Raw genomic sequence first — 20,659 nt, forward strand, 5'->3', positions numbered from 1 at the left:
CCTTTCGCTTGCAGACCTCATCCAGCCCAGGGACTACGCCAAGGTGGCGAGCCCTCGCGCTGGTTATCGCTTTAGCGCCTTTCACGTCAGCGCAGCGGCGCCCACGGCCCGCTGCCTCGGCATCAACCCAGGGATGATGATCATGTCGGCCGTAGTCGCCCCCCCGCAATCGGCGTTCCAGCAGGCTTTGTCCTGGCGCTATTCGACCCTCGCGGTCTGGACCGCCATCTCGCTGCTGTTCGTCGAGACCTTTTCCGGCGCCCTGCGCTACTACCTCGACATGGCCGGTGCCTCGGCACTGATCTACCTGCCCAAGATTGCCTGCCTGGCGCTCTTCGCCCTGCAACTGGCCACCGCCAAGCTACCGCGCATCCTCTGGGTGGCCCTGCTCAGCATCCCGGCCTATGCGGCCCTGGCGTTGCTGCATGGCGCCAGCATCAACAACGTCTTCTTCTCGCTGTTCGTCTACAGCCCACTGCTATTCGGCCTGCTCTGCGGCCGCGAGCTGCTGGAGCAGCGACGCCTGCTTGGCCGGGTGGTGCTGGGTCTGCTGATCGCCTCGCTCATCGGCATCCTGCTGGACAAGTACACCTCCGTCCCCTGGAAGGGCTACAGCTACACCCTGGGTGGCAACGACATCGCCGGCAACACCAACTGGATGGCCGGCGAGGCCGACCGCATCGCCGGTTTCGCCCGCGTGTCCAACGTCCTGGCCGCCCTGATCGCCGTCTACTGCCTCTATCTCTCCTATTTCGCGCGCTCCTACACGCTTTGGCTGCTGATGGCCCTGACCGGCCTGTTCGGCATCCTGCTGACCACCAGCAAGGCCCCGGCTGCGGCCTTCGCCTTCACCCTGATGCTGATGCTGGGTCGGCGCTTCCCGTGGTCCACCTACCTGCTGTTGCTGCTCGGCGTGGTGGGCGGCCTGCTGCTGCCGATCCTGAGCCTGATCCGCGACTTCGATCCCCATGTGGTCACCAGCGACAGCGGCCTGGCCTCCTTCTACGACCGCCTGGTCAACACCTGGCCCAACGTGGTCGAGGTCATGAGCGAAGCCGGCTGGACCCTGACCGGCGCCGGCTTCGGCATGTTCGGCAGCACCATGGCCGCCTTCCCGGTGCCGGGCCTGGACCTGATGGTCAACTGCGACAGCAGCGTGGTCTATCTGTGGTGCGTGTTCGGCGTGGTCGGCATCGCTCTATACTGCCTGCAGCTGCCGCTGTTCATCCGTCTGTACCTCAATCGCGACCGTGAAAGCCACACTCTGCTGGCCATCGCCTTCTGTCTCTGCCTGATCGGCTGGACCACCGACCTCTTCGAGATCGGCGTGGCCAACCTGTTCATCGGCATCACCCTGGGCTATCTGCTGCTCAAGCCCAAGACCGACCCCGGCCTGCACCTGGTCCGCCCGGCACCGGAAACCCTGGCCCCCCACGCCTAGCCCGACGCCTCCTTCTCTCGCCTTCCCCTTGCTGCCCGGATGCCGCTCATGGACTTCAGGAAAGATATCAATGGGCTGCGCGCGATCGCCGTGATCGCCGTCGTCCTCTTCCACTTCAATGCCGACTGGCTACCGGGCGGTTTCGCCGGGGTCGACGTCTTCTTCGTCATCTCCGGCTTCCTGATCACCGGGATCATCTTTCGCGCCCTCGAACAGCAGCGCTTCCGCCTGTCCGCCTTCTACCTATCCCGCGTCCGCCGCATCGTGCCGGCGCTGGCGGTACTCTGCGCCGTGCTGTTGATTGCCGGCTGGTTCTTCCTGCTGCCCAACGCCTATGGCGAACTGGGCAAGCACGTGGCGAGCAGCCTGGGTTTCGTTTCCAACCTGGTCTACTGGAAAGAGGCCGGCTACTTCACCGCCGCGGCCCATGAGAAATGGCTGCTGCACACCTGGTCGCTGTCGGTGGAATGGCAGTTCTACCTGGTCTATCCGCTGATCCTGGTGCTGCTGTCCAAGCTGGTGTCGCTCAAGACCCTGCGGGTGCTGATCCTGCTCGCCACCGCGGCCGGCTTCGCCTTCGCCGTCACCGCCTCCCTGCTCTGGCCGGAAGCGGCTTTCTATCTGCTGCCGACCCGTGCCTGGGAGCTGATGGTGGGCGGCGTCGCCTATCTCTTCCCGCTGCAACTCGCCGCCCGCTCGCGCCGGCTGCTGGAAGGCGCCGGGCTGATCGCCTTGGCAGTGGGTTTCCTGACGCTCGCCGAAGGCGATGTCTGGCCGGGCTATCTGGCGCTGATCCCGGTGCTTGGCACCGCCGCCATCATCCTGGCCGGCCGCCAGGATTCGCTGGTCACCGGCAACGGTTTCTCCCAGTGGACCGGTACCCTCTCCTACTCGCTCTACCTCTGGCACTGGCCGGTGGTGGTGTTCATGAGCTATGCCGGCCTGCTCGACAAGACGCCGCACCTGCTGCTGGGCATCGCCGCCTCCTTCGCCCTGGGTTGGGCTTCCTACACCCTGGTGGAGAGCCGTGCCTCGCGCCGCAAGGGCCAGAGCGGTGCAGCGCTGGCCACCGGCACCGGCCTGCTCGCCACCCTGTTCCTCAGTGCGGGCGCGGTGAACGCCACCGACGGTGCCATCACGCCGCTGCGCAGCATCAGCCAGTCGGACCGCGCGCAATTCGTGCAGGAATACCTGGATCGCCAGAAGAATCTCCACGACCTCTACTGGCTCAAGTGCGACGCCTATTCGGCCTTTACCCAACGCCACCAGGACGCCATCGACCCCAGCTGCACCCACGGCCAGGGCAAGGGTGGTCTCTTCGTCTGGGGCGATTCCCATGCCCAGGCCCTGTCCTTCGGCTTGCGCAGCCTGCTGCCGGCCGGCCTGCCCTACTACCAGGTGGCCTCGGCGAGCTGCAAGCCGCGCCTCACCGACGACATGGGTCGGCAAACCGAGACGCGAGTGACCTGCAACTACTCCAATCGCACCGCCCTGGAAGCCATTCAGCGCCTGCGTCCGGAGGTGGTGGTCATGGCGCAGAAGGCCGACCACGAAAAGACCGACTGGAACGCCATCACCGAGCGTCTGCACAGCTATGGCGTCAAGCGCATCGTGCTGCTCGGCCCCGTTCCCCAGTGGAGTCCGTCGCTGCCCAGCGTCATCGCCATCCGCCACTGGGGCAGCACCGATGACCACATCGCCGACTCCGCCCTGGATCGCCACGTCCTCGCCACCGACCAGGCCATGCGCCAGGCCAGGCTCCCGGCAGGACTGGAGTACATCTCCTTGGTGCAACGACTCTGCGTCGAGGATGCCTGCCGGGTACGGGCTGCGGATGGCCGCACCCTGCTGCAGATCGACGATGGTCACCTGAGCGACAAGGGCTCGCTGTTCATCGTCGGCCATTACCTGCTGCCCAGTCTGCAACTGACGGCGGCCACTGCCCAGCGCTAGGGCGCCGACCGCACGCCAGCTTCCTGGCTCCATGAAAAAAGGCCGACCCCATCGGGGTCGGCCTTTTTTATTGCCGTGGCAGGATCAGGTTACCGGCGCCGGATTGAACAGCGCCAGGTCGTTGTGCAGGCGATGGCGCTCGGCCCAGGTCTGGCGGCGGCCGCTGGCCACGTCCAGGTAGCACTGGAAGATCTCCCAGCCCATCTCCTCCAGCGACAGCCGCCCGCTCACCACCCGACCGGCATCGATGTCGATCAGGTCCGGCCAGCGCTCGGCCAGCTGGGTGCGGGTCGAGACCTTGATCACCGGCACCATGGACAGTCCGTAGGGGGTGCCGCGACCGGTGGTGAAGATGTGCAGGTTCATGCCCGCGGCCAGTTGCAGGGTGCCGCAGATGAAGTCGCTGGCCGGGGTGGCGGCGAAGTACAGGCCCTTGCCACGGATCTTCTCGCCGGGCGCGATGACCCCGGCGATGGGGCTGGTACCCGACTTGGCGATCGACCCCATGGCCTTTTCGACGATGTTGTTCAGCCCGCCCTTCTTGTTGCCAGGGGTGGTATTGGCGCTGCGATCGGCCATGCCCCGCTCCAGGTAGCGGTCGTACCAGTCCATCTCGCGGATCAGGGCGTCGGCCACCTCCGGGGTGGCGGCGCGCGGGGTCAGCAGGTGGATGCCGTCGCGCACCTCGGTGTTCTCGGAAAACATCACGGTGGCGCCGGCCCGCACCAGCAGGTCGGCGGCCACGCCCAGGGCCGGATTGGCGGTGATGCCGGAGAAGGCGTCGCTGCCGCCGCACTGCATGCCCACCACCAGTTCGGACGCTGGTACCGTTTCACGGCGGCGCTGATCGAGCACCTCCAGACGCGCTTCGATCAGCCCCATGATCTGCTCGACCATGCCGGCGAAGCCGTTGGCCGAGTCCTGCAGGCGGAACAGCCAGTCTTCTTCGTTCTGCCCGGCGGTGAGGTCATCGCCCGGCATCAACTGGCTGGCCTGCAGCTTCTCGCAACCCAGGCCGATGACCAGCGCCTGGCCGCCGAAGTTGGGGTTGCGGCTGATGTTGTGCAGGGTACGGATGGGAATCACCGCATCCGGGGCGTTAATGGCCACCCCGCAGCCGTAGCTGTGGGACAGCGGCACCACGTCGTCGACATTGGGGTAGCGCGGCAGGATCTCCTTGCGTACCCGCTCCACGCAATGGTCCAGCACCCCCACCACGCACTGCACGGTGGTGGTCACCGCCAGGATGTTGCGGGTGCCGACGCTGCCGTCCGGATTGCGAAAGCCCTCGAAGGTGTAGCCTTCCAGAGGTTCGCCGACCTGACCGGGCGCGGTGGCCTTGGGCAGGTTGTCCAGCGCGGGCGGCTCCGGCATGCGCAGCAGGGCTTCGGTGATCCAGCTGCCGGCGGGAACGTCCTGCAGGGCGTAGCCGATGACCTCGCCATAGCGCACCACCGCGGCGCCCGCCGCGAGAGCCACCAGGGAGACCTTGTGGCTCTGGGGAATGGCCTCGACCGTGGTCAGGCCATCGGCGAAGGCGGTGCCGGCGGCCACGCCGGGTTCGTTGACCACCACCCCGACGTTGTCCTGGGGGTGGAGCTTGATGTAGCGCGGCGAATCACGGTGATCGATCAGGTTCATGTTCTTATCCTCTGCCGGGGCTCAGGCCCGGGCCGGGTCAGGCTGGGTCGCGCCCAGGATCTCGCCATCGGCGGTACGCAGCTCGACGCGCTGGATGCGACCGACGATGAACAGGTAGCTGAACACCGCCACCAGGGCATTGGCCCCGACATAGACCAGCGCCCACTTGAAGGAGCCGGTGGCAGCGATGAGATAGCCGATGACGATGGGGGTGGTGATGGAGGCCAGGTTGCCGAAGGTGTTGAACAGGCCGCCGGAGAGCCCGGCGATCTGCTTGGGCGAGGTGTCCGCCACCACCGCCCAGCCGAGGGCGCCGATGCCCTTGCCAAAGAAGGCCAGGGTCATGAAGCCCACCACCATCCAGTCGGCGTCGACGTAATTGCAGAAGATCATGCTGGTGGAGAGCAGCAGGCCGCAGACGATGGGCAGCTTGCGGGCGAAGGTCAGGGAATGGCCGCGCCGCAGCAGGTAGTCGGAGATCACCCCGCCGAGCACCCCGCCGATGAAGCCGCAGATGGCCGGCAGCGAGGCGATGAAACCGGCCTTGAGAATGGTCATGCCGCGCTCCTGCACCAGGTACACCGGGAACCAGGTCAGGAAGAAATAGGTGATGGCGTTGATGCAGTACTGGCCGAGGTAGACACCGAGCATCATGCGATTGGTCAGCAGCTGAGTGATGTAGTGCCACTTGGGGCCGCCGCCCTGCTGGCGGGCGCCGTTGTCCATGTCCACCAGACCGCCGTTGTCACGGATGTGCGCCAGCTCCGCGGCGTTGATGCGCGGATGCTCCTTGGGGTTGTGGATGTACTTCAGCCAGATCCCGGAGAAGAGGATGCCCAGGGCGCCCATGATGACGAAGACGTGCTCCCAGCCGAAGTGGAAGACGATGCCGCCCATGATCGGCGCGAACAGCGCGGTGGCGAAATACTGCGCCGAGTTGAAGATGGCCGAGGCGGTGCCGCGTTCGGCGGTGGGGAACCAGGCGGCGACGATGCGCGCGTTGCCCGGGAAGGACGGTGCCTCGGCCAGGCCGACCAGGAATCTCAGCATGAACAGGGTGATCACCGCCCAGGCCACCGGCAGGCCGCCGACCAGCCCCTGCAGCAGGGTGAACAGCGACCAGAAGAAGATGCTGCCGGCATAGACCTTCTTCGAACCGAAGCGATCCAGCAGCCAGCCGCCGGGAATCTGCCCGGCCACGTAGGCCCAGCCGAAGGCGGAGAAGATATAGCCGAGGGTGACGGCGCTGATGCCGAGGTCCTTCTGCAGGCTGGAGCCGGCGATGGCGATGGTGGCGCGGTCGGCGTAGTTGATGGTGGTCACCACGAACAGCATCAACAGGATCAGGTAGCGCACTCGGGTGGGTCTTGCGGCATCCATGGGGATCCCTCTTGCATGATTGTTTTTATTGAAGGTGCGAGTCACCGGATGATTGCGCAATCATATCCTGATGCGACAACCTGACTCAGCCCTGGCGTTTGCCCAAGACTAAGGCATGATTGCGCAACCATACAAGTATGACGTCTAACAACTTGAGCGCCGATGGTCAGGTCGTGGCGCGGTCGATGATATGGAAACCGGTGTCGATGCGCACCGCCTCACGGACACCATCGCCCAAGTCGAACCGCCGCAGCAACGCCTCTGCCGCCAGGGTGCCCATGCGATCGCCCTCGACACTGACCGAGGACAGCGCCGGGTGCATCTGGGCGGCGCTGGAAAGATTGCCGAAGCCCAGTACCGCCAGGTCCTCGGGCAGGCGCAGTCCACGACTGGCGGCTTCCGCCATGACGCCCTGGGCGACGGTGTCCGAGCTGCACACCACCACATCGAAGGCCTCGTCACGGGTCAGCAGCTGGCGCAGGCCTGCCCGTCCGGACTCCACCAGCGCCGGCGCCGGCAGGATCTCCAGCGGCGGTTCCGCCACGCCCAGCTCGGCCAGCCGCGCGACCAGGCTGCGACAGCGCCGCAGGGCGCGGGGGTCGTCCACCGAGACCACGGCGAAGCGCCGATAGCCACGGGCGTGCAGATGCTCGGCCTGGGCGCGCCCCACGGCTTCGTGGGAAAAGCCCACCTGCATGTCCAGGGGGTCTTCACCGAGGTCCCAGGACTCCACCACGGGAATGCCAGCCTGGGCCAGGCGCTGCCGACTGGCGGCGGTGTGCAGGGTACCGGTCAGCACGATGCCATCGGGCTTGCGCCCCAGCACCGCGGCCAGCAGCTGCTCTTCCTGTTCGGCGCTGTAGCCGGTCAGGCCCAGCAGGGTCTGGTAGCCGGCCTGGGACAGCCGTGCCATCAGCGCCTGGACGGTCTCGGCGAAGATGGAGTGAACGATCGTCGGCACGAACAGCGCTACCAGGCGACTGCGATTGGAGGCCAGGCCGCCGGCCAGCAGATTGGGCACGTAGCCGGTGGCCTGCACCGCCGCCAGCACCTTCTCCCGCGCCGCCTCGCTGACGATCTCCGGTCGATTCAGCGCCCGCGAGACGGTGATCGGCGACACCCCGGCGACCCGGGCCACGTCGATGAGCGTGGGGGCAGCGGAATTGACCGCGGTAGAGAGGGCTTTGCTGGACTTCTTGGCCATGAATCGCTGGAGACGAGGAAGAGATCGGCCATGGTAACGGTTGGTGCGGGCGGCGTCCCCGGAGAACACCGGAGCGTAAAAAACCGCGCAGCGTTTTCCACCTGGGAATGGGCAGCGATGGATGAGAGAGCATCGAATCCCGTAGGAGCGGCCCATGGCCGCGATAAAGCCAGCGCCAGGTCTGATCGCGGCCATGGCGGTCCGCCGATGCGGCCGCTCCTACAGTTTAAGCAGCCATCGCACCGCCACGGCCGCGATACGCCCTACCCGCCCATCGCCGTCCGAATGTCCGCCGCCAGCTCCAGTACCCGCGCCTCTTCGGTATCCCAGGAGCACATGAAACGCGCCCCGCCGCTGCCGATGAAGGTGTAGAAGCGCCAGCCGCGGGCGCGCAGGAATTCCAGCGCCGGTTCGGAGAGCTGCAGGAACACCGAGTTGGCTTCCACCGGGAACATGAAGTCCACACCGGGCACCCCGCGCACCCGCTCGGCGAGCAGCTGGGCCATGGCGTTGGCGTGGCGGGCGTGGCGCAGCCAGGTGTCGTTTTCCAGCACGCCAAGCCAGGGCGCGGAGAGGAATCTCATCTTGGACGCCAGCTGGCCGGCCTGCTTGCAGCGGTATTCGAAGTCCTCGGCCAGCTCGCGGTTGAAGAAGAGGATCGCCTCCCCCACCGCCATGCCGCTCTTGGTGCCACCAAAGCAGAGCACGTCGACGCCGGCCTTCCAGGTCACCTCGGCCGGGGTGCAGCCCAGGCCGGCCACGGCATTGGAAAAGCGCGAGCCGTCCATGTGCAGGTGCAGGCCGAGGTCGCGGCAGGTGGCGCTGATGGCCTGCAATTCGTTGAGGCCATAGAGGGTACCCACCTCGGTGGCCTGGGTGACGGTCACTGCCCGCGGCTTGGGAAAGTGGATGTCGGCGCGCTTGGTGGCGATCTGCTGGATGGCGCCCGGGGTCAGCTTGCCCTGGTGGGCCGGTGCCAGCAGCAGCTTGGAGCCGTTGGAAAAGAATTCCGGCGCGCCGCATTCGTCGGTCTCGACGTGGGCGGTGTCGGAGCAGATCACGCTGTGGTAGCTCTGGCACAGCGCCGCCAGGGCCAGGGAGTTGGCCGCGGTGCCGTTGAAGGCGAAGAACACCTCGCAGTCGGTCTCGAACAGCTGGCGAAAGCGATCGGCGGCGCGCGCCGTCCAGGTGTCGTTGCCGTAGGCGGTCTCGTGGCCGACGTTGGCCGCGGCCATGGCGGCCCAGGCTTCCGGGCAGATACCGGAATAGTTGTCACTGGCGAATTGCTGGGCGTTGCTGCTCATCGGGCAGTCCTCGCGACGGGTTCGGTGCGGGCCAGCAGCCAGTCGCGCGCGGCGCCCTCGACCAGCGGCAGCACGCGGCGGCGGACCTCGGCGTGATAGCCATCCAGCCAGTCCAGCTCGTCGCTGCGCAGCAGCGCCAGATCCAGGCAGCGGGTGTCCAGCGGACAGAGGGTCAGGGTCTCGAAGGCCAGGAAATCGCCGAATTCGGTGGTTTCCGCGCGGGTGCACAGGAGCAGGTTCTCCAGCCGCACGCCCCACTGGCCGGGGCGATAGATACCCGGTTCGTTGGAGGTGATCATGCCCTCGCGCAGGACATGGTGCGGGGTGACCGTGGCATAGAAGGAAATCGACTGCGGCCCCTCGTGCACATTGAGGAAGTAGCCCACGCCATGGCCGGTGCCGTGGCCGTAGTCGATGCCGGCGGCCCAGATCGGCTCGCGCGCCAGGGCGTCGAGCATGGGCGCGGCGACTCCGGCCGGAAAGCGTGCCCGCGACAGCGCCAGCATGCCCTTGAGCACCAGGGTGAAATCGCGCTTCTGGGCGGCGCTGGGGGTGCCGATGGGCACCACCCGGGTGATGTCGGTGGTGCCGCCCAGGTACTGGCCGCCACTGTCGATCAGCAGCAGGCCATCGCCCTGGAGTTCGGCATGGGCTTCTTCGGTCGCCCGGTAGTGCGGCAGGGCGCCACCGGCGTTGAAGCCGGCGATGGTGGCGAAGCTCAGAGAGACGAAGTTGGGGCGCGCCGCGCGGGCCTCGCTCAGCCAGTCGTCCACGGTCAGCTCGGTGAGGCGCTCGCCACGGGCCAGGGCCGCCTCGAAACGGGCGAAGAAGACGCACAGCGCCGCGCCGTCCTCTTCCATGGCCATGCGCACCTGGGCCACCTCCTCGGCGGTCTTGCAGGCCTTGAGCAGGGTCGAGGGATTGATCTGCTCGTGCCGCTCGACCCCCTGGGGCGCGGCCTCGGCCAGCCCGAGGGTGACCCGCGCCGGGTCCACCAGCAGGCGACTGCCGACCGGCAGCCGGGCCAGCTCGGCGGCCGCCTGGTGGTAGTCGGCCAGGGTCACGCCGTCCGCCACCAGGGCCGTGCGGATCTCGGCCGGCACCTTGGCCGGGTCGATGAACAGCTGGCAGCTGTCGCTACCCAGCAGCACATGGGCGAGGAACACCGGGTTGTAGGGCACGTCGGCGCCGCGCAGGTTGAGCAGCCAGGCGATGTCGTCCAGCGAGGAGATGAAATGCCAGTCGGCCTTGGCGTCCTTCAGCTTCTCGCGCACCTGGGCGAGCTTGGCGCTGCGCGGCTGGGGGGCCTGGGGGGCGGCATGGGCATAGACCGGCGCCGCCGGCAGCGCGGGGCGCTCGCGCCAGATCGCCGCCAGCGGGTCGAGATCGGTCCGCAGCCGGATACCCTTGGGCTCCAGCGCGCGGCGCAAGGCCGCCGCTGCGCCGAGCGACAGCACCTGGCCGTCCACCAGTACCGTGCCGCCCGCGGGCACCTGGTCGGCCAGCCACTGCAGGTGGGCCTGGGGCTGGCTGGCGACCTGCTTCATCAGGTCGATGCCGCTGCCCGCCAGCTCCTGGGTGGCCTGCTCCCAGTAGCGGCTGTCGGTCCAGACGCCGGCGGCCTCGCGGGTCACCAGCAACAACCCGGCGGAGCCGGTGAAACCGGACAGCCAGGCACGGCCCTGCCAGTGTTCCGGCAGGTATTCGGATAGATGGGGATCGGCGCTGGGGATCAGGCAGGCATCGGCGCCCTGCTCGGCCAGGAAGGCGCGCAGGTCGGCAAGTCGTTGAGCGGAAGTGGCGGTCATGAGCACCTCGACAAGGTCAGGGGCTCAGTGTGCCGCAGATATAAAAAAGCCGCACCCAAAGGGTGCGGCGGAGAAAGACCAAAGGAGCAAGGAGGGGTGGTCTTTCGAAAGCGGAGCGGCTCAGCGACGCGCGTCGGCGGCGGGAGCGGCCTGATCGCCGTAGTGCTGCATGGCGGCATGATTCTGATCGACCAGCTTGTATCTCAGGCTGGGATTGTCGTCGGCAGCGGCGAACTGGGTGGCGGTCAGGGTGGCAAGGGTCAGCAACAGGGCGGACAGAGAACGTTTCATGGCGAACTCCTCAAAGGTCGTGTTCATCGGGGTACAGGACCATTCTAGGAAAAGAACGCCGCCTAATAAATAGCATGCTAATTAAATGACTGTTGCAAGGATTGCAACAAGCCCTGGCCTAGTCCTTGGCCCAGTAGCGCTGGTCCTCAAGCACCCGATTCTCCAGCTGCAGCCGTTCGGGCAATTCTTCCTTGAGGAAGTCGATCCAGGTCTTGATCTTGGCGTCGAGAAAGCGCCGCGAGGGATAGAGCGCATGGATGTTGCGTTCGCGCAGGCGGAAGTTGGGCAGCAGGCGCACCAGGCTGCCATCGCGCAGGTAGTTGACCGCGATGTAGCTGGGCAGCAGGCAGATGCCCATGCCCTGGCGGGCCACGCTGGCCAGAGCCTCGGCGACATTGACCTGGAAGACGTAGCGCGGCGCCACCTGCTGCTCGCCGTCTTCACCGGCGAAGACCCAGCGTTCGGAGAAATTCGGATCCAGCAGGCGCAGGCAGTCGTGCGCGGCAAGATCGGCCGGCACCTTGGGCGCCGGGCGCTGCGCCAGATAGCTGGGCGCCGCGCAGACCACGCTGTAGACGCCACCGAGACGCTGGGCGACGAAATCCGAGTCGGCCAGTTCGGTGTCCAGGGTAATGGCGATGTCGTGCCCATCCTCCAGCAGCGCCGGGTGGTTCTGCGAGAGATTCATGACGATCTCGACATGGGGATAGCGCGCGCAGAAGCGCGACACCAGCGGCGCCAGCAACTGGGTGCCTAGACCGGTCATGGAATGCAGGCGCAGATGGCCATGGGGCTTGAGATGGGCGCCGCTGGCCTCGGCTTCGGCCTCGCCGACGTCCTGCAGGATGCGCCGGCAGCGTTCGAGATAGCGCTCGCCCGCCTCGGTCAGCGCCAGCCGCCGGGTGGTGCGGTGCAGCAGGCGGGTCTGCAGATGGCTTTCCAGTTCCGCCAGCAGGCGCGACACCTGGGCGGTGGACAGGTCGAGGGTGTGGGCAGCAGCCGTGAGACTGCCCAGATCCACCACCCGGACGAAGATGCGCATGCCTTGGAAAATATCCATTATTGCCTTTTTCGCAATGGAGTTTCGTCAAGTCGTCACTTTATTGAAAAGTCGGACGCCCGATAGTGGTGCAGTGAGCTGCTGTGGATTCGACTTGCTGACCGCGCGAATCCTTCCCTCCGGCAGTGGCTCCTTGGATAGCTCCTTGCGGCCTTCCGGCAGACGTCTCCCCTGGAGACCTCAGCCGGAGGGCCGTTTTTTTTGCCTGGCGTTCCGACCAGGCCCCGGCCATCAGTCCCGCCGCTCCGGCTCGCGAATGCGATAGCTGGCGATGTACAGCGCCGGCAGGAACAGCAGCGTCAGCAGCGTCGCGGCGACGATGCCGCCGATCATGGCGTAGGCCATGGGGCCCCAGAACACCTCGCGGGCGATGGGAATCATGCCCAGGCTGGCCGCGGCGGCGGTCAGCAGGATCGGCCGGCGGCGGTGTTGGGTGGCTTCCACCACGGCGTCCCAGGGCGAGCGACCGGCCTGCTCGAAGGCATCGATCTGGGTCACCAGGATCACCGAGTTGCGGATGATGATGCCGATCAGCGCCAGCACCCCGAGGATGGCGACGAAGCCCAGCGGCTGGCCGAAGGGGATCAGCCCCAGCACCACCCCGATCAGGCCCAGGGGCGCCACGCTCGCCACCAGGAACAGCTTGCGGATGCTGTGCAGCTGGATCATCAGGAAGGTGGCCATGAGAAACAGCATCAGCGGCACCACCTCGGCGATCGGGCCCTGGGCCTTGCTGCTCTCCTCCACCGTGCCGCCCACCGCCACCTGGTAGCGCGGCGGCAGCTTGGCGATGAAGGCATCAACGTCCGGCTGCAGCTGCTTGACCAGATCCGGCGCCTGGATCTCGCTGAGGATCGAGGCCTTGAGGGTGATGGTGGGCAGCCGATCGCGGCGCCACACCAGCGGCTGCTCCAGGGCGTAGTCGATACGGGCGAAGGCCTTGAGCGGCACCGCGACGCCCTGGGGCGTCATGATCTGCAGATTCTCCAGGGTCTCCACCGAGCGCCGTTCGGCCTCGCTGGCGCGGGCCACCACGTTGACCAGGTAGATGTCGTCGCGCACCTGGGTCACCGGGGTACCGGTCACCACGCCATTGAGGATCTGCGCCACGTCCTGGGAGGAGAAGCCCAGCTGCCGCGCCTTGTCCTGGTTGACCTCGACCTTGAGCATCCGCGCCGGCTCGTTCCAGTCGTAGAGGAAGTCACCCAGTTGCGGACTCTTGCCCAGCACGCTGGCCAGCGCCAGCGCCTGGCGGCGTACCTCGGCGACGTCCGGACCGCTGATGCGGTACTGGATCGGCCGGCCCACCGGCGGCCCCATCTCGAGCGGCTGGACGTAGCCGGACAGCCCGACGAAGTCCTGGCGCAGCCGCTGCTTGAGCTTGGGCAGGAGGCGATTGCGCGCCTCCAGGTCCTTGGCCACCAGGATTACCTGGCCATAGAAGGGATTCTCCAGCTGCTGGTCCAGCGGCAGGTAGAAGCGCACCGCGCCCTGGCCGACATAGGAACTCCAGTGGGCCACGTCAGGATCGTCGGCCAGGGTCTTCTCGAATCTGTCCATCTGCGCCCGGGTGGCGTCGAGGGAGGCGTTCTGCGGCAGGTTGAAGTCGATCAGCAGTTCGGGTCGATCCGAGGACGGGAAGAACTGGTTCTGCACGAACTTCATCGAGAACAGCGCCGCGGCGAACAGCAGCACCGTGAGGAGGATGGTCAGCCAGCGGTGGCGCATGGCGCCCAGCAGGAGGCCGTCGGACCAACGCGCCAGGCGGCCGGGCTGGTCATGATCCTTGGGCTTCACCTTCTTCGGCAGGATGTGCACGCCGATCACCGGCGAAAAGAACACCGCGACGATCCAGGACAGCAGCAGGGCCACGGCGATCACCGCGAACAGGGTGAAGGTGTATTGGCCGGCGCTGCTGGAGTTGAGGCCGATGGGCACGAAGCCGGCCACCGTCACCAGGGTGCCGGTGAGCATGGGAAAGGCGGTCGACTCGTAGGCATAGGTCGCCGAGCGGTGCAGCGACTCGCCCTCCTCGCGCTTGGTCACCATCATCTCCACGGTGATCATGGCGTCGTCCACCAGCAGGCCGAGGGCGATGATCAGGGCGCCCAGGGAGATCCGCTGCATGGTGATGCCGCTGTATTCCATGAAGACGAACACCAGCGCCAGGGTCAGGGGAATCGACAGCGCCACCACCAGGCCGGCGCGCACACCGAGGCTGATGAAGCTCACCACCAGCACGATGATGACCGCCTCGAACAGCGCCCGGGTAAAGCCGCCGACGGCCTTTTCCACCACCTGCGCCTGGTTGGAGACCACATGCACGCCGATGCCCACCGGCAGGGCGCCGGTCAGCTCCTGCATCTTCTCGGTGAGGGCGGCGCCAAAGGTCTGGATGTTGCCGCCGCTGCTCATGGCGATGGCCAGGCCGATCGCCGGCTGGCCGTTGTAGCGGAACAGCGAACTGGGCGGATCGGCGTAGCCGCTGCGGATGTCGGCCAGGTCGGTGAGGCGGTAGAAGCGATCGTCGATGCGCAGATTGACCGCGGCCAGATCGGCGGTGGAGCGGAATTCGCCACTGGTGCGCACGCTGATGCGCTCGGCGCCGGATTCGATGGTGCCCGAGGGGGTCACCGCATTCTGCTGTTGCAGGCTCTGCATCACCTGGCGCTGGTCCAGCCCCAGAGCAGCCAGCTTGCGGGTGGAGAAGTCCAGGTAGATGACCTCGTTCTCCGCGCCGATCAGCTGCACCTTGCCGATGCCCGGCACGCTGCGGATCTCGCGGCGCACCTGCTCCACCTGGTCGCGCAGCTGGCGCATGCTGAAGCCGTCGCCGGTGAAGGCATAGATGCTGCCGAAGACGTCGCCGAATTCGTCGTTGAAGGCCGGGCCCTGGATGCCCTGGGGGAATTCGCCCTGGATGTCCGAGACCTTCTTGCGCACCTGGTACCAGATGTCGGGAATCGCCTTGGCCGGCGTGGTGTCGCGCAGGTAGACGAATACCGTGGACTGCCCCGGCCGGGTAAAGCTCTTGGTGTAGTCGAGGGAATCCAGCTCTTCGAGCTTCTTTTCCACCCGCTCGGTGACCTGGCGCAGGGTCTCCTCGGTGGTCGCCCCCGGCCAGCGGGTCTGGATGACCATGGTCTTGATGGCAAAGGACGGATCTTCCTCGCGTCCCAGCTTCATGTAGGAGAAGACGCCCATCAGCAGGGCGACGAACATCAGGTACCAGACGAAGGATTGGTGGCGCAGCGCCCAGTCCGACAGGTTGAAGCCTTTCATGGCCGAGCGCCCTCCTGATCCTTCACCCGCTGTCCCTCCTCGAGACTGTTGACCCCGGCTATCACCACCCGCTCACCCGCCTTCAGGCCGTTGCCGACCCACGCCAGGCCCTCGGCCTCGCGCAGCACCTCGACCGGCCGCTGGCGCACCTGCGCCTGCTCGCCCTGGCCTTCCACCACCCAGACCGAGGTCCGGCCGTCCTGACGCCGCAGCGCCTGGGTCGGCAGCGGCAGGCCCGCCGCCGGTGGCGACTCCAGCTCGCCCTGCACCAGGCTGCCGATGCGCAGCGCGGCCGGTGGCTCGTCCAGGGTCAGGCGCACCCGCCGGGTGCGCGTGGTGGCATCGGCCTGGGGCTCGATCTCGCGCACCCGACCGGCGACCGCCACCTCGGGATCCAGGGCCATGCGCACGGTCAGGACGCGTCCCGGGGTCAGCTGGCCGATGGCCTGGGCCGGCAGGTCCAGCACCGCCTCGCGGACGTCCGGACGGGCGACCCGCACCACCGGCTGACCGGCGGACACCACCTGGCCGACCTCGGCCTGCCAGGCGGTGATCACCCCGTCGAAATCGCTGTAGAGCTCGGCATAGTCGCGCTGATCGCGGGCCTGGCGCTCGGCGCTCTGGGCCTGTTCGCGGGCGGCTTCCAGGGTGTGCAGGCGGGTCAGCGCCTGATCCAGCTGGGAGCGTGAACCGACGCCCTGGTCGAACAGCTGCTGCTGGCGCCGGGCATCGTTGCGCGCATCGCGCCACTGGGCTTCGGCATCGGCGGTCTGGCCCTGCCGACTGCGCAGGGCATTGTCCTGATCGGTGGGGTCCAGCGCCGCCAGCAACTGGCCACGGCGCACCGGCTGACCCACGTCCAGCAGCCGCCGGGTCATGCGACCGCCGACGCGAAAGCCCAACACGCTCTCGTAGCGCGCCTGGATGCTGCCGGCAAAGACTTCGCGCCCGGGCGGCGGGGCACTCAAGGTCAGGGTCGCCACCGGCCGGATCGGCGGCGGCGGCGCCTCGTCATCCGAGCAGCCCGCCAGGACCAGCAGCAGACACAGCGGCAGCAGCGGCTTCATGGGCGCACCTCGTTGAAGGCCGAGCGCTCGGCGACTTCGACCCTCTGCCCGGGACTCAGCGCCTGGCCGCCGGCGACCACGATGCGGTCGCCAGCCGCGAGGCCCTCGTTGACGATGATGCTGTCGCGGGTGAAGCGCTCGATGCGCAGCGGCTGCAGGCTGACCCGCCCGTCTTCGCCGAGGCGCCAGGCGGCGGGCTGCTCGGTGGTGCCGTTCAGCGCCGTCCAGGGCAAGGCGAAGCCCTGCTCCGTCGCGCCCTCGAGCTGGGCATTGACCACCGCCCCCAGGGTCATGGCCGCCGGGGGTCTATCGAGTTGTACCTTGACGCGCACCGTGCCACTGCTCGCCACGGTCGGGGCGATCTCGCGCAGGGTACCCCGGGTCGTGACGGCCGGTTGCGCCTGCAGGGCGACGGGCAGGGTCTGGCCGACCTTGAGTTCGCGGGCCAGGGATTCATAGAGATCGAAGACGGCGTCGAGGTCGCCACTCACCGCCAGGTCGAAGATCGCCGTGCCGGCCTGCACCACCTGCCCCGCTTCGGCGTGGCGGGCGGTCAGCACCCCGGCGGCGCTGGCGCGCAATTCAGTATAGCCCAGTTGCTTGCGCGCATCGTCGCGCTGGGCGACGGCGGTCTGTAGGGCGCTGCGGGCGCCGTCGAGGGTGGCCTGGGCCTGGTCGTACTGGCTGCGACTGGTATAGCCCTTGGGCAGCAGCGCGGCCTGGCGCTCGAAATCGACCCGCGCCAGCCGGGTGCGGGCTTCCTGGGCCTCCACCTGGGCCTGGGCGGCGGCCAGGTTATTGCGCAGATCCTGGGGATCCAGCCGGGCCAGGACCTGACCCTCGCGCACGCGATCGCCGACATCCGCCAGCCGCTCGCTGATCTTGCCACTCACGCGAAAACCGAGCGGCGCCTGCACCCGCGCCTGGATATCCCCGGTAAAGGGAATGCGCTGACTGTCCCTTATCGGACTCAGCTGCACCACCACCACCCGCGCCAGTTCCTCGGTGGGCGGTTGCTCCTGGGAGCAGCCCGGTAACAGCGTTACCAGGGTCAGAGCAGCCGTTACCTGGCAGAGGCGAGCAAGGCGGAGAGCCCTCATGATTGTCCTTATCGGTGGAAGAGGCGCGATCTGCGAACTGACCACAGGCGGCGCAGGGGGTTCGTCTGACGAATTGTCAGGCGCCTGGCGATGCTTGGGAAGCGCTACGACGAGGGCGCTGGGCAAATGCCCGGCAGCGGAGCGGCCATTCGCCCACAAATGTTCACAAATGCCCTGGAACCCGGCATTCCAGGCCGCAGTCAACTGAGACGTGCGCTGTGGACCTGCCCGTCCGCAGCTGATGCCCGCCACCGTTCCGGCGCGGGCCCCATCAGATTCACAGGTTTATTTCGACGAGGCCGAACTCATGAAAAAGCTGCTGATCACCTCTACCGCTGCTGTGATGCTGTCGATGGCCACGGGTGTCTTCGCGGCCGAAACCTCCAAGAGCGCCACGGCCGTCAATGGATCCGCCACCACCGAGGTGCCGGGCAAGACTACCGTGAAGGGCGGTGCCGATGGCGCTGCCGAAGTGCCCTTCAAGAGCGACAAGCCCAACAAGGTCGACGCTCGCAACCAGAACAACATGCAGTAATCACCGTCCCTGGCGGTAACAGAAAGCCCCGGCATGCCGGGGCTTTCTGCTGTCTGCCGTTCAGCCTGCAGACAAGACAAACCCCGCCGAAGCGGGGTCTGTGGAAGCTGTGCAGCAGCCGGGCTTAGCGCCAGAACGGCTTGTGCATTTCCTGGTAGCGCTGGGCCTCGGTGATACCGGCGTCGGCCAGCATACGGGCGTCCAGGCGGGCCAGTTCGTTGCGGCTGGCGATGCGACGCTGCCAAGTGGACAGGGTGGAGATAACGCGCAGGGCAGCGGGCACACGGTTGCTGGGCTTGGCGTTGTACAGCGAGGAACTGAAGGTGCGTTCCATGGTGGCTTTCCTTCCCGCTTGTGACGGGTACTGGTCATCGAATGGCGCCATTGTCTCGCCAGGCGAGTGCTACCACCAGTAACAGTCCAGAGAAAGGTTCGCGGATCACTCGGCACACAATTGCAACTGTACTGCTGCAATTTGGGTCATTCTGTAACGTCTTGCACCATTGCAGTGCAAAATTTGGTTACCAGAGGGAACATCGCGGGAATTTGAGCTGTACAGTTGCCCGGAAGGCCAGGAAACAGGAGTGCTGTTCTACCTGTTACCGCGGCCGCTGTCCAGCCTGGAAGGAACTCCGTGCTCCAGAAAGGAGCGCTTCCGACGCCCGGTGGCGCCGGAAGCCTCTGGTCATCAGCGCGCGGCAGCGGCCAGGCTCGGGGTGGCGGGCTGACGCCGGCCTACCCAGGTGCCGATGGCCACGACCAGCAGCGCCAGCAGACCGGTCGCCAGGATCTCGAAGCGATGGGCTTCGCTGAACAGCATCACGGTCAGGGCGCCGACGATGAAGACGATCACCGCCCAGGTCAGCCAGGGGAACAGCCACATGCGGAACTCCAGGGTTTCGCCGCGGGCAATCAGCTTGCGTCTCAGGCGCAGCTGGGTCACGGCGATCACCAGATAGACCAGCAGAGCCACGGCGCCGGAGGTGGACAGCAGGAAGCTGAACACCGCCTCGGGCATGGTGTAGTTGGCGATGGTGGTGAGGAAGCCCACGGCGGTACTGGCCAGCACGGCCGCGCGCGGCACGCCGCTGCTGGAGGCACGACCCATCTTGGCCGGGGCATCGCCACGGCGGGCCAGCGAATAGAGCATGCGCGAAGCGGTGTAGAGCGCCGAGTTCAGGCAGCTGGCCACGGCGACCAGCACCACGCAGTCGACGATCAGCTTGGCATTGGGGATCGACAGCACCTCGAGGGCGCGCTGGTAGGAACCCACGATCGGCAGCTGGGCATCGTTCCAGGGCACCATGGACACCACCAGGAAGATGGAGACCAGGTAGAACAGCGCGATCCGCCAGATCACCGAGTTGGTGGCCTTGCTGATCTGCCGCGACGGGTCCTTGGACTCGGCGGCGGCGATGGTGACGATCTCGGTTCCCATGAAGCTGAACATGGTGGTCAGCAGGGCGCCCAGCACCGCGCCGAAGCCATTGGGCATGAAGCCGCCGGTATGGGCCATCAGATTGCTCAGGCCGCTGACCTCGCGACCCGGCAGGGCGCCGACCAGGGCGGCCGCGCCCAGGGCGATGAAGGCGACGATGGCGATGACCTTGAGCAGGGCGAACCAGAATTCGAACTCGCCGTATTTGGCGACGCTGAACAGGTTGGTCACGGTCAGGATGCCGGTAATGATCAGGGCGAATTGCCAGGTGGCGATCGCCGGGAACCAGGCGTTAAGGATGGCGGCGGCGGCCACGGCCTCCAGCGGGATCACCAGGACCCAGAACCACCAGTACAGCCAGCCAATGGTGAAGCCGGCCCAGCGGCCGATGCCCTGCTGGGCATAGGACGAGAAGGAACCGGTATCGGGCGAGGCGACGGCCATTTCACCCAGCATGCGCATGACCAGCACCACCAGGGTACCGGCCAGGGCGTAGGCCAGCAGCACGGCCGGGCCGGCCGCGGCGATGGCATGACCGGAGCCGACGAACAGACCGGCACCGATCACCCCGGCGATGGACAACATGGTCACATGGCGCGGTTTGAGCGCCGGAGAGAGGTTGCATTCTACGTTGGACATAAGGTGTTACCTGACAACGGAAAGCCTCCCAAGTGCAACTTGCGCGCCACCCAAGCTGAAATCGGCACAAAATGAACGCAAAGGGTGCAACGCCTCGCGGAAAGCGGCGAAAAAGCGGCGTTCTGTCGAGCTATCGCGCTAACCATCTGATGTGAAAAGCGATTTCTTTCAGGTATGCGCGCCCCATCGGCTTGCTTCGTTAGGTATCACCTTGTGCAACTTGCACTCTTATGGTGCTTACACAGGTGGAACCTTAGGTAACCCCAGGCCTGGAGCTGGCCGCCACGCCCTTCGCTACCTGACCGCAGGACCAGGACACGACGGAAGCGACCGCCTTGCCTGGCATCCGCTGTTGGCTCGCCTGGGTGGCAGGGATCGCCCAAAGCCGCGGCTTAGGCGCTTTTCTATGCCGATGCAGCAGCAGTGGGAACTTGCCGAGCCGCCAGGGCTCTGCACACCTGCGACAAAATGTAACCGCGACCGGCAGATGTTGGTAATATTCCAACATATTAGCTA

General features: G+C 66.6%; 15 protein-coding genes. 3 read left to right on the top strand and 12 right to left on the bottom strand.

Features of this window, described 5'->3' with window-relative positions:
- Positions 1–142 precede the first annotated feature (142 nt).
- Together OXS31_RS09220 and OXS31_RS09225 are read left to right on the top strand one after the other, a co-directional pair.
- Positions 143–1,441 carry a hypothetical protein gene (locus tag OXS31_RS09220; RefSeq protein ID WP_267398725.1) on the top strand — a complete coding sequence of 433 codons (1,299 nt, stop codon included), beginning with the start codon at positions 143–145 and terminating at the stop codon, positions 1,439–1,441.
- Between the two features lie 48 nt (positions 1,442–1,489).
- A complete protein-coding gene (locus OXS31_RS09225; RefSeq protein ID WP_267398726.1) occupies positions 1,490–3,394 on the top strand; it encodes an acyltransferase family protein in 1,905 nt (634 codons plus the stop codon).
- Between the two features lie 84 nt (positions 3,395–3,478).
- Here the strand turns inward: OXS31_RS09225 and garD are convergent, their stop codons facing one another.
- The 10 genes from garD to OXS31_RS09275 form a co-directional block, all read right to left on the bottom strand.
- The gene (garD, locus tag OXS31_RS09230; protein ID WP_027598130.1) at positions 3,479–5,035 is read right to left on the bottom strand and encodes a galactarate dehydratase; all 1,557 of its coding nucleotides are present in this window, start codon (positions 5,033–5,035) and stop codon (positions 3,479–3,481) included.
- Positions 5,036–5,056: 21 nt separating this feature from the next.
- Positions 5,057–6,415: an MFS transporter gene (locus tag OXS31_RS09235; RefSeq protein WP_267398727.1), complete on the bottom strand. Its 1,359-nt coding sequence runs from the start codon at positions 6,413–6,415 to the stop codon at positions 5,057–5,059.
- A 166-nt stretch (positions 6,416–6,581) separates the two neighbouring features.
- Positions 6,582–7,619: a LacI family DNA-binding transcriptional regulator gene (locus OXS31_RS09240; protein WP_144954985.1), complete on the bottom strand. Its 1,038-nt coding sequence runs from the start codon at positions 7,617–7,619 to the stop codon at positions 6,582–6,584.
- Positions 7,620–7,882: 263 nt separating this feature from the next.
- Positions 7,883–8,923, bottom strand: a complete 1,041-nt coding sequence (locus OXS31_RS09245; RefSeq protein WP_007161425.1) for a low specificity L-threonine aldolase — start codon at positions 8,921–8,923, stop codon at positions 7,883–7,885.
- On the bottom strand, positions 8,920–10,731 hold the full coding sequence (locus OXS31_RS09250) for an aminopeptidase P family protein (protein ID WP_027600364.1): 1,812 nt from the start codon (positions 10,729–10,731) through the stop codon (positions 8,920–8,922). The genes OXS31_RS09245 and OXS31_RS09250 overlap by 4 nt, the downstream gene beginning before the upstream one ends.
- A gap of 120 nt (positions 10,732–10,851) precedes the next feature.
- The gene (locus OXS31_RS09255; RefSeq protein ID WP_267398729.1) at positions 10,852–11,022 is read right to left on the bottom strand and encodes a hypothetical protein; all 171 of its coding nucleotides are present in this window, start codon (positions 11,020–11,022) and stop codon (positions 10,852–10,854) included.
- 118 nt (positions 11,023–11,140) lie between these two features.
- Positions 11,141–12,082 carry a LysR family transcriptional regulator gene (locus OXS31_RS09260; RefSeq protein ID WP_027598127.1) on the bottom strand — a complete coding sequence of 314 codons (942 nt, stop codon included), beginning with the start codon at positions 12,080–12,082 and terminating at the stop codon, positions 11,141–11,143.
- A 231-nt stretch (positions 12,083–12,313) separates the two neighbouring features.
- On the bottom strand, positions 12,314–15,364 hold the full coding sequence (locus OXS31_RS09265; protein WP_027600365.1) for an efflux RND transporter permease subunit: 3,051 nt from the start codon (positions 15,362–15,364) through the stop codon (positions 12,314–12,316).
- On the bottom strand, positions 15,361–16,431 hold the full coding sequence (locus tag OXS31_RS09270) for an efflux RND transporter periplasmic adaptor subunit (RefSeq protein ID WP_144945755.1): 1,071 nt from the start codon (positions 16,429–16,431) through the stop codon (positions 15,361–15,363). The genes OXS31_RS09265 and OXS31_RS09270 overlap by 4 nt, the downstream gene beginning before the upstream one ends.
- Positions 16,428–17,531, bottom strand: coding sequence for an efflux RND transporter periplasmic adaptor subunit (locus tag OXS31_RS09275; RefSeq protein WP_267398730.1), 1,104 nt, complete (start codon positions 17,529–17,531; stop codon positions 16,428–16,430). The genes OXS31_RS09270 and OXS31_RS09275 overlap by 4 nt, the downstream gene beginning before the upstream one ends.
- 307 nt (positions 17,532–17,838) lie before the next feature.
- Here OXS31_RS09275 and OXS31_RS09280 point away from each other — a divergent pair, with 307 nt between their 5' ends.
- Entirely contained in the window at positions 17,839–18,066 is a 228-nt protein-coding gene (locus OXS31_RS09280) for a hypothetical protein (protein WP_027598123.1), read from the top strand.
- Positions 18,067–18,190: 124 nt separating this feature from the next.
- Here OXS31_RS09280 and OXS31_RS09285 read toward each other — a convergent pair whose 3' ends face one another.
- Together OXS31_RS09285 and gabP are read right to left on the bottom strand one after the other, a co-directional pair.
- Positions 18,191–18,400, bottom strand: a complete 210-nt coding sequence (locus OXS31_RS09285) for a DUF1127 domain-containing protein (RefSeq protein WP_007161433.1) — start codon at positions 18,398–18,400, stop codon at positions 18,191–18,193.
- Positions 18,401–18,754: 354 nt separating this feature from the next.
- The gene (gene gabP, locus OXS31_RS09290) at positions 18,755–20,143 is read right to left on the bottom strand and encodes a GABA permease (RefSeq protein ID WP_007161434.1); all 1,389 of its coding nucleotides are present in this window, start codon (positions 20,141–20,143) and stop codon (positions 18,755–18,757) included.
- Positions 20,144–20,659 lie beyond the last annotated feature (516 nt).

The organism is Pseudomonas sp. GM_Psu_1, from assembly GCF_026544185.1.
Taxonomy (GTDB): Bacteria; Pseudomonadota; Gammaproteobacteria; order Pseudomonadales; family Pseudomonadaceae; genus Chryseomonas; species Chryseomonas oryzihabitans.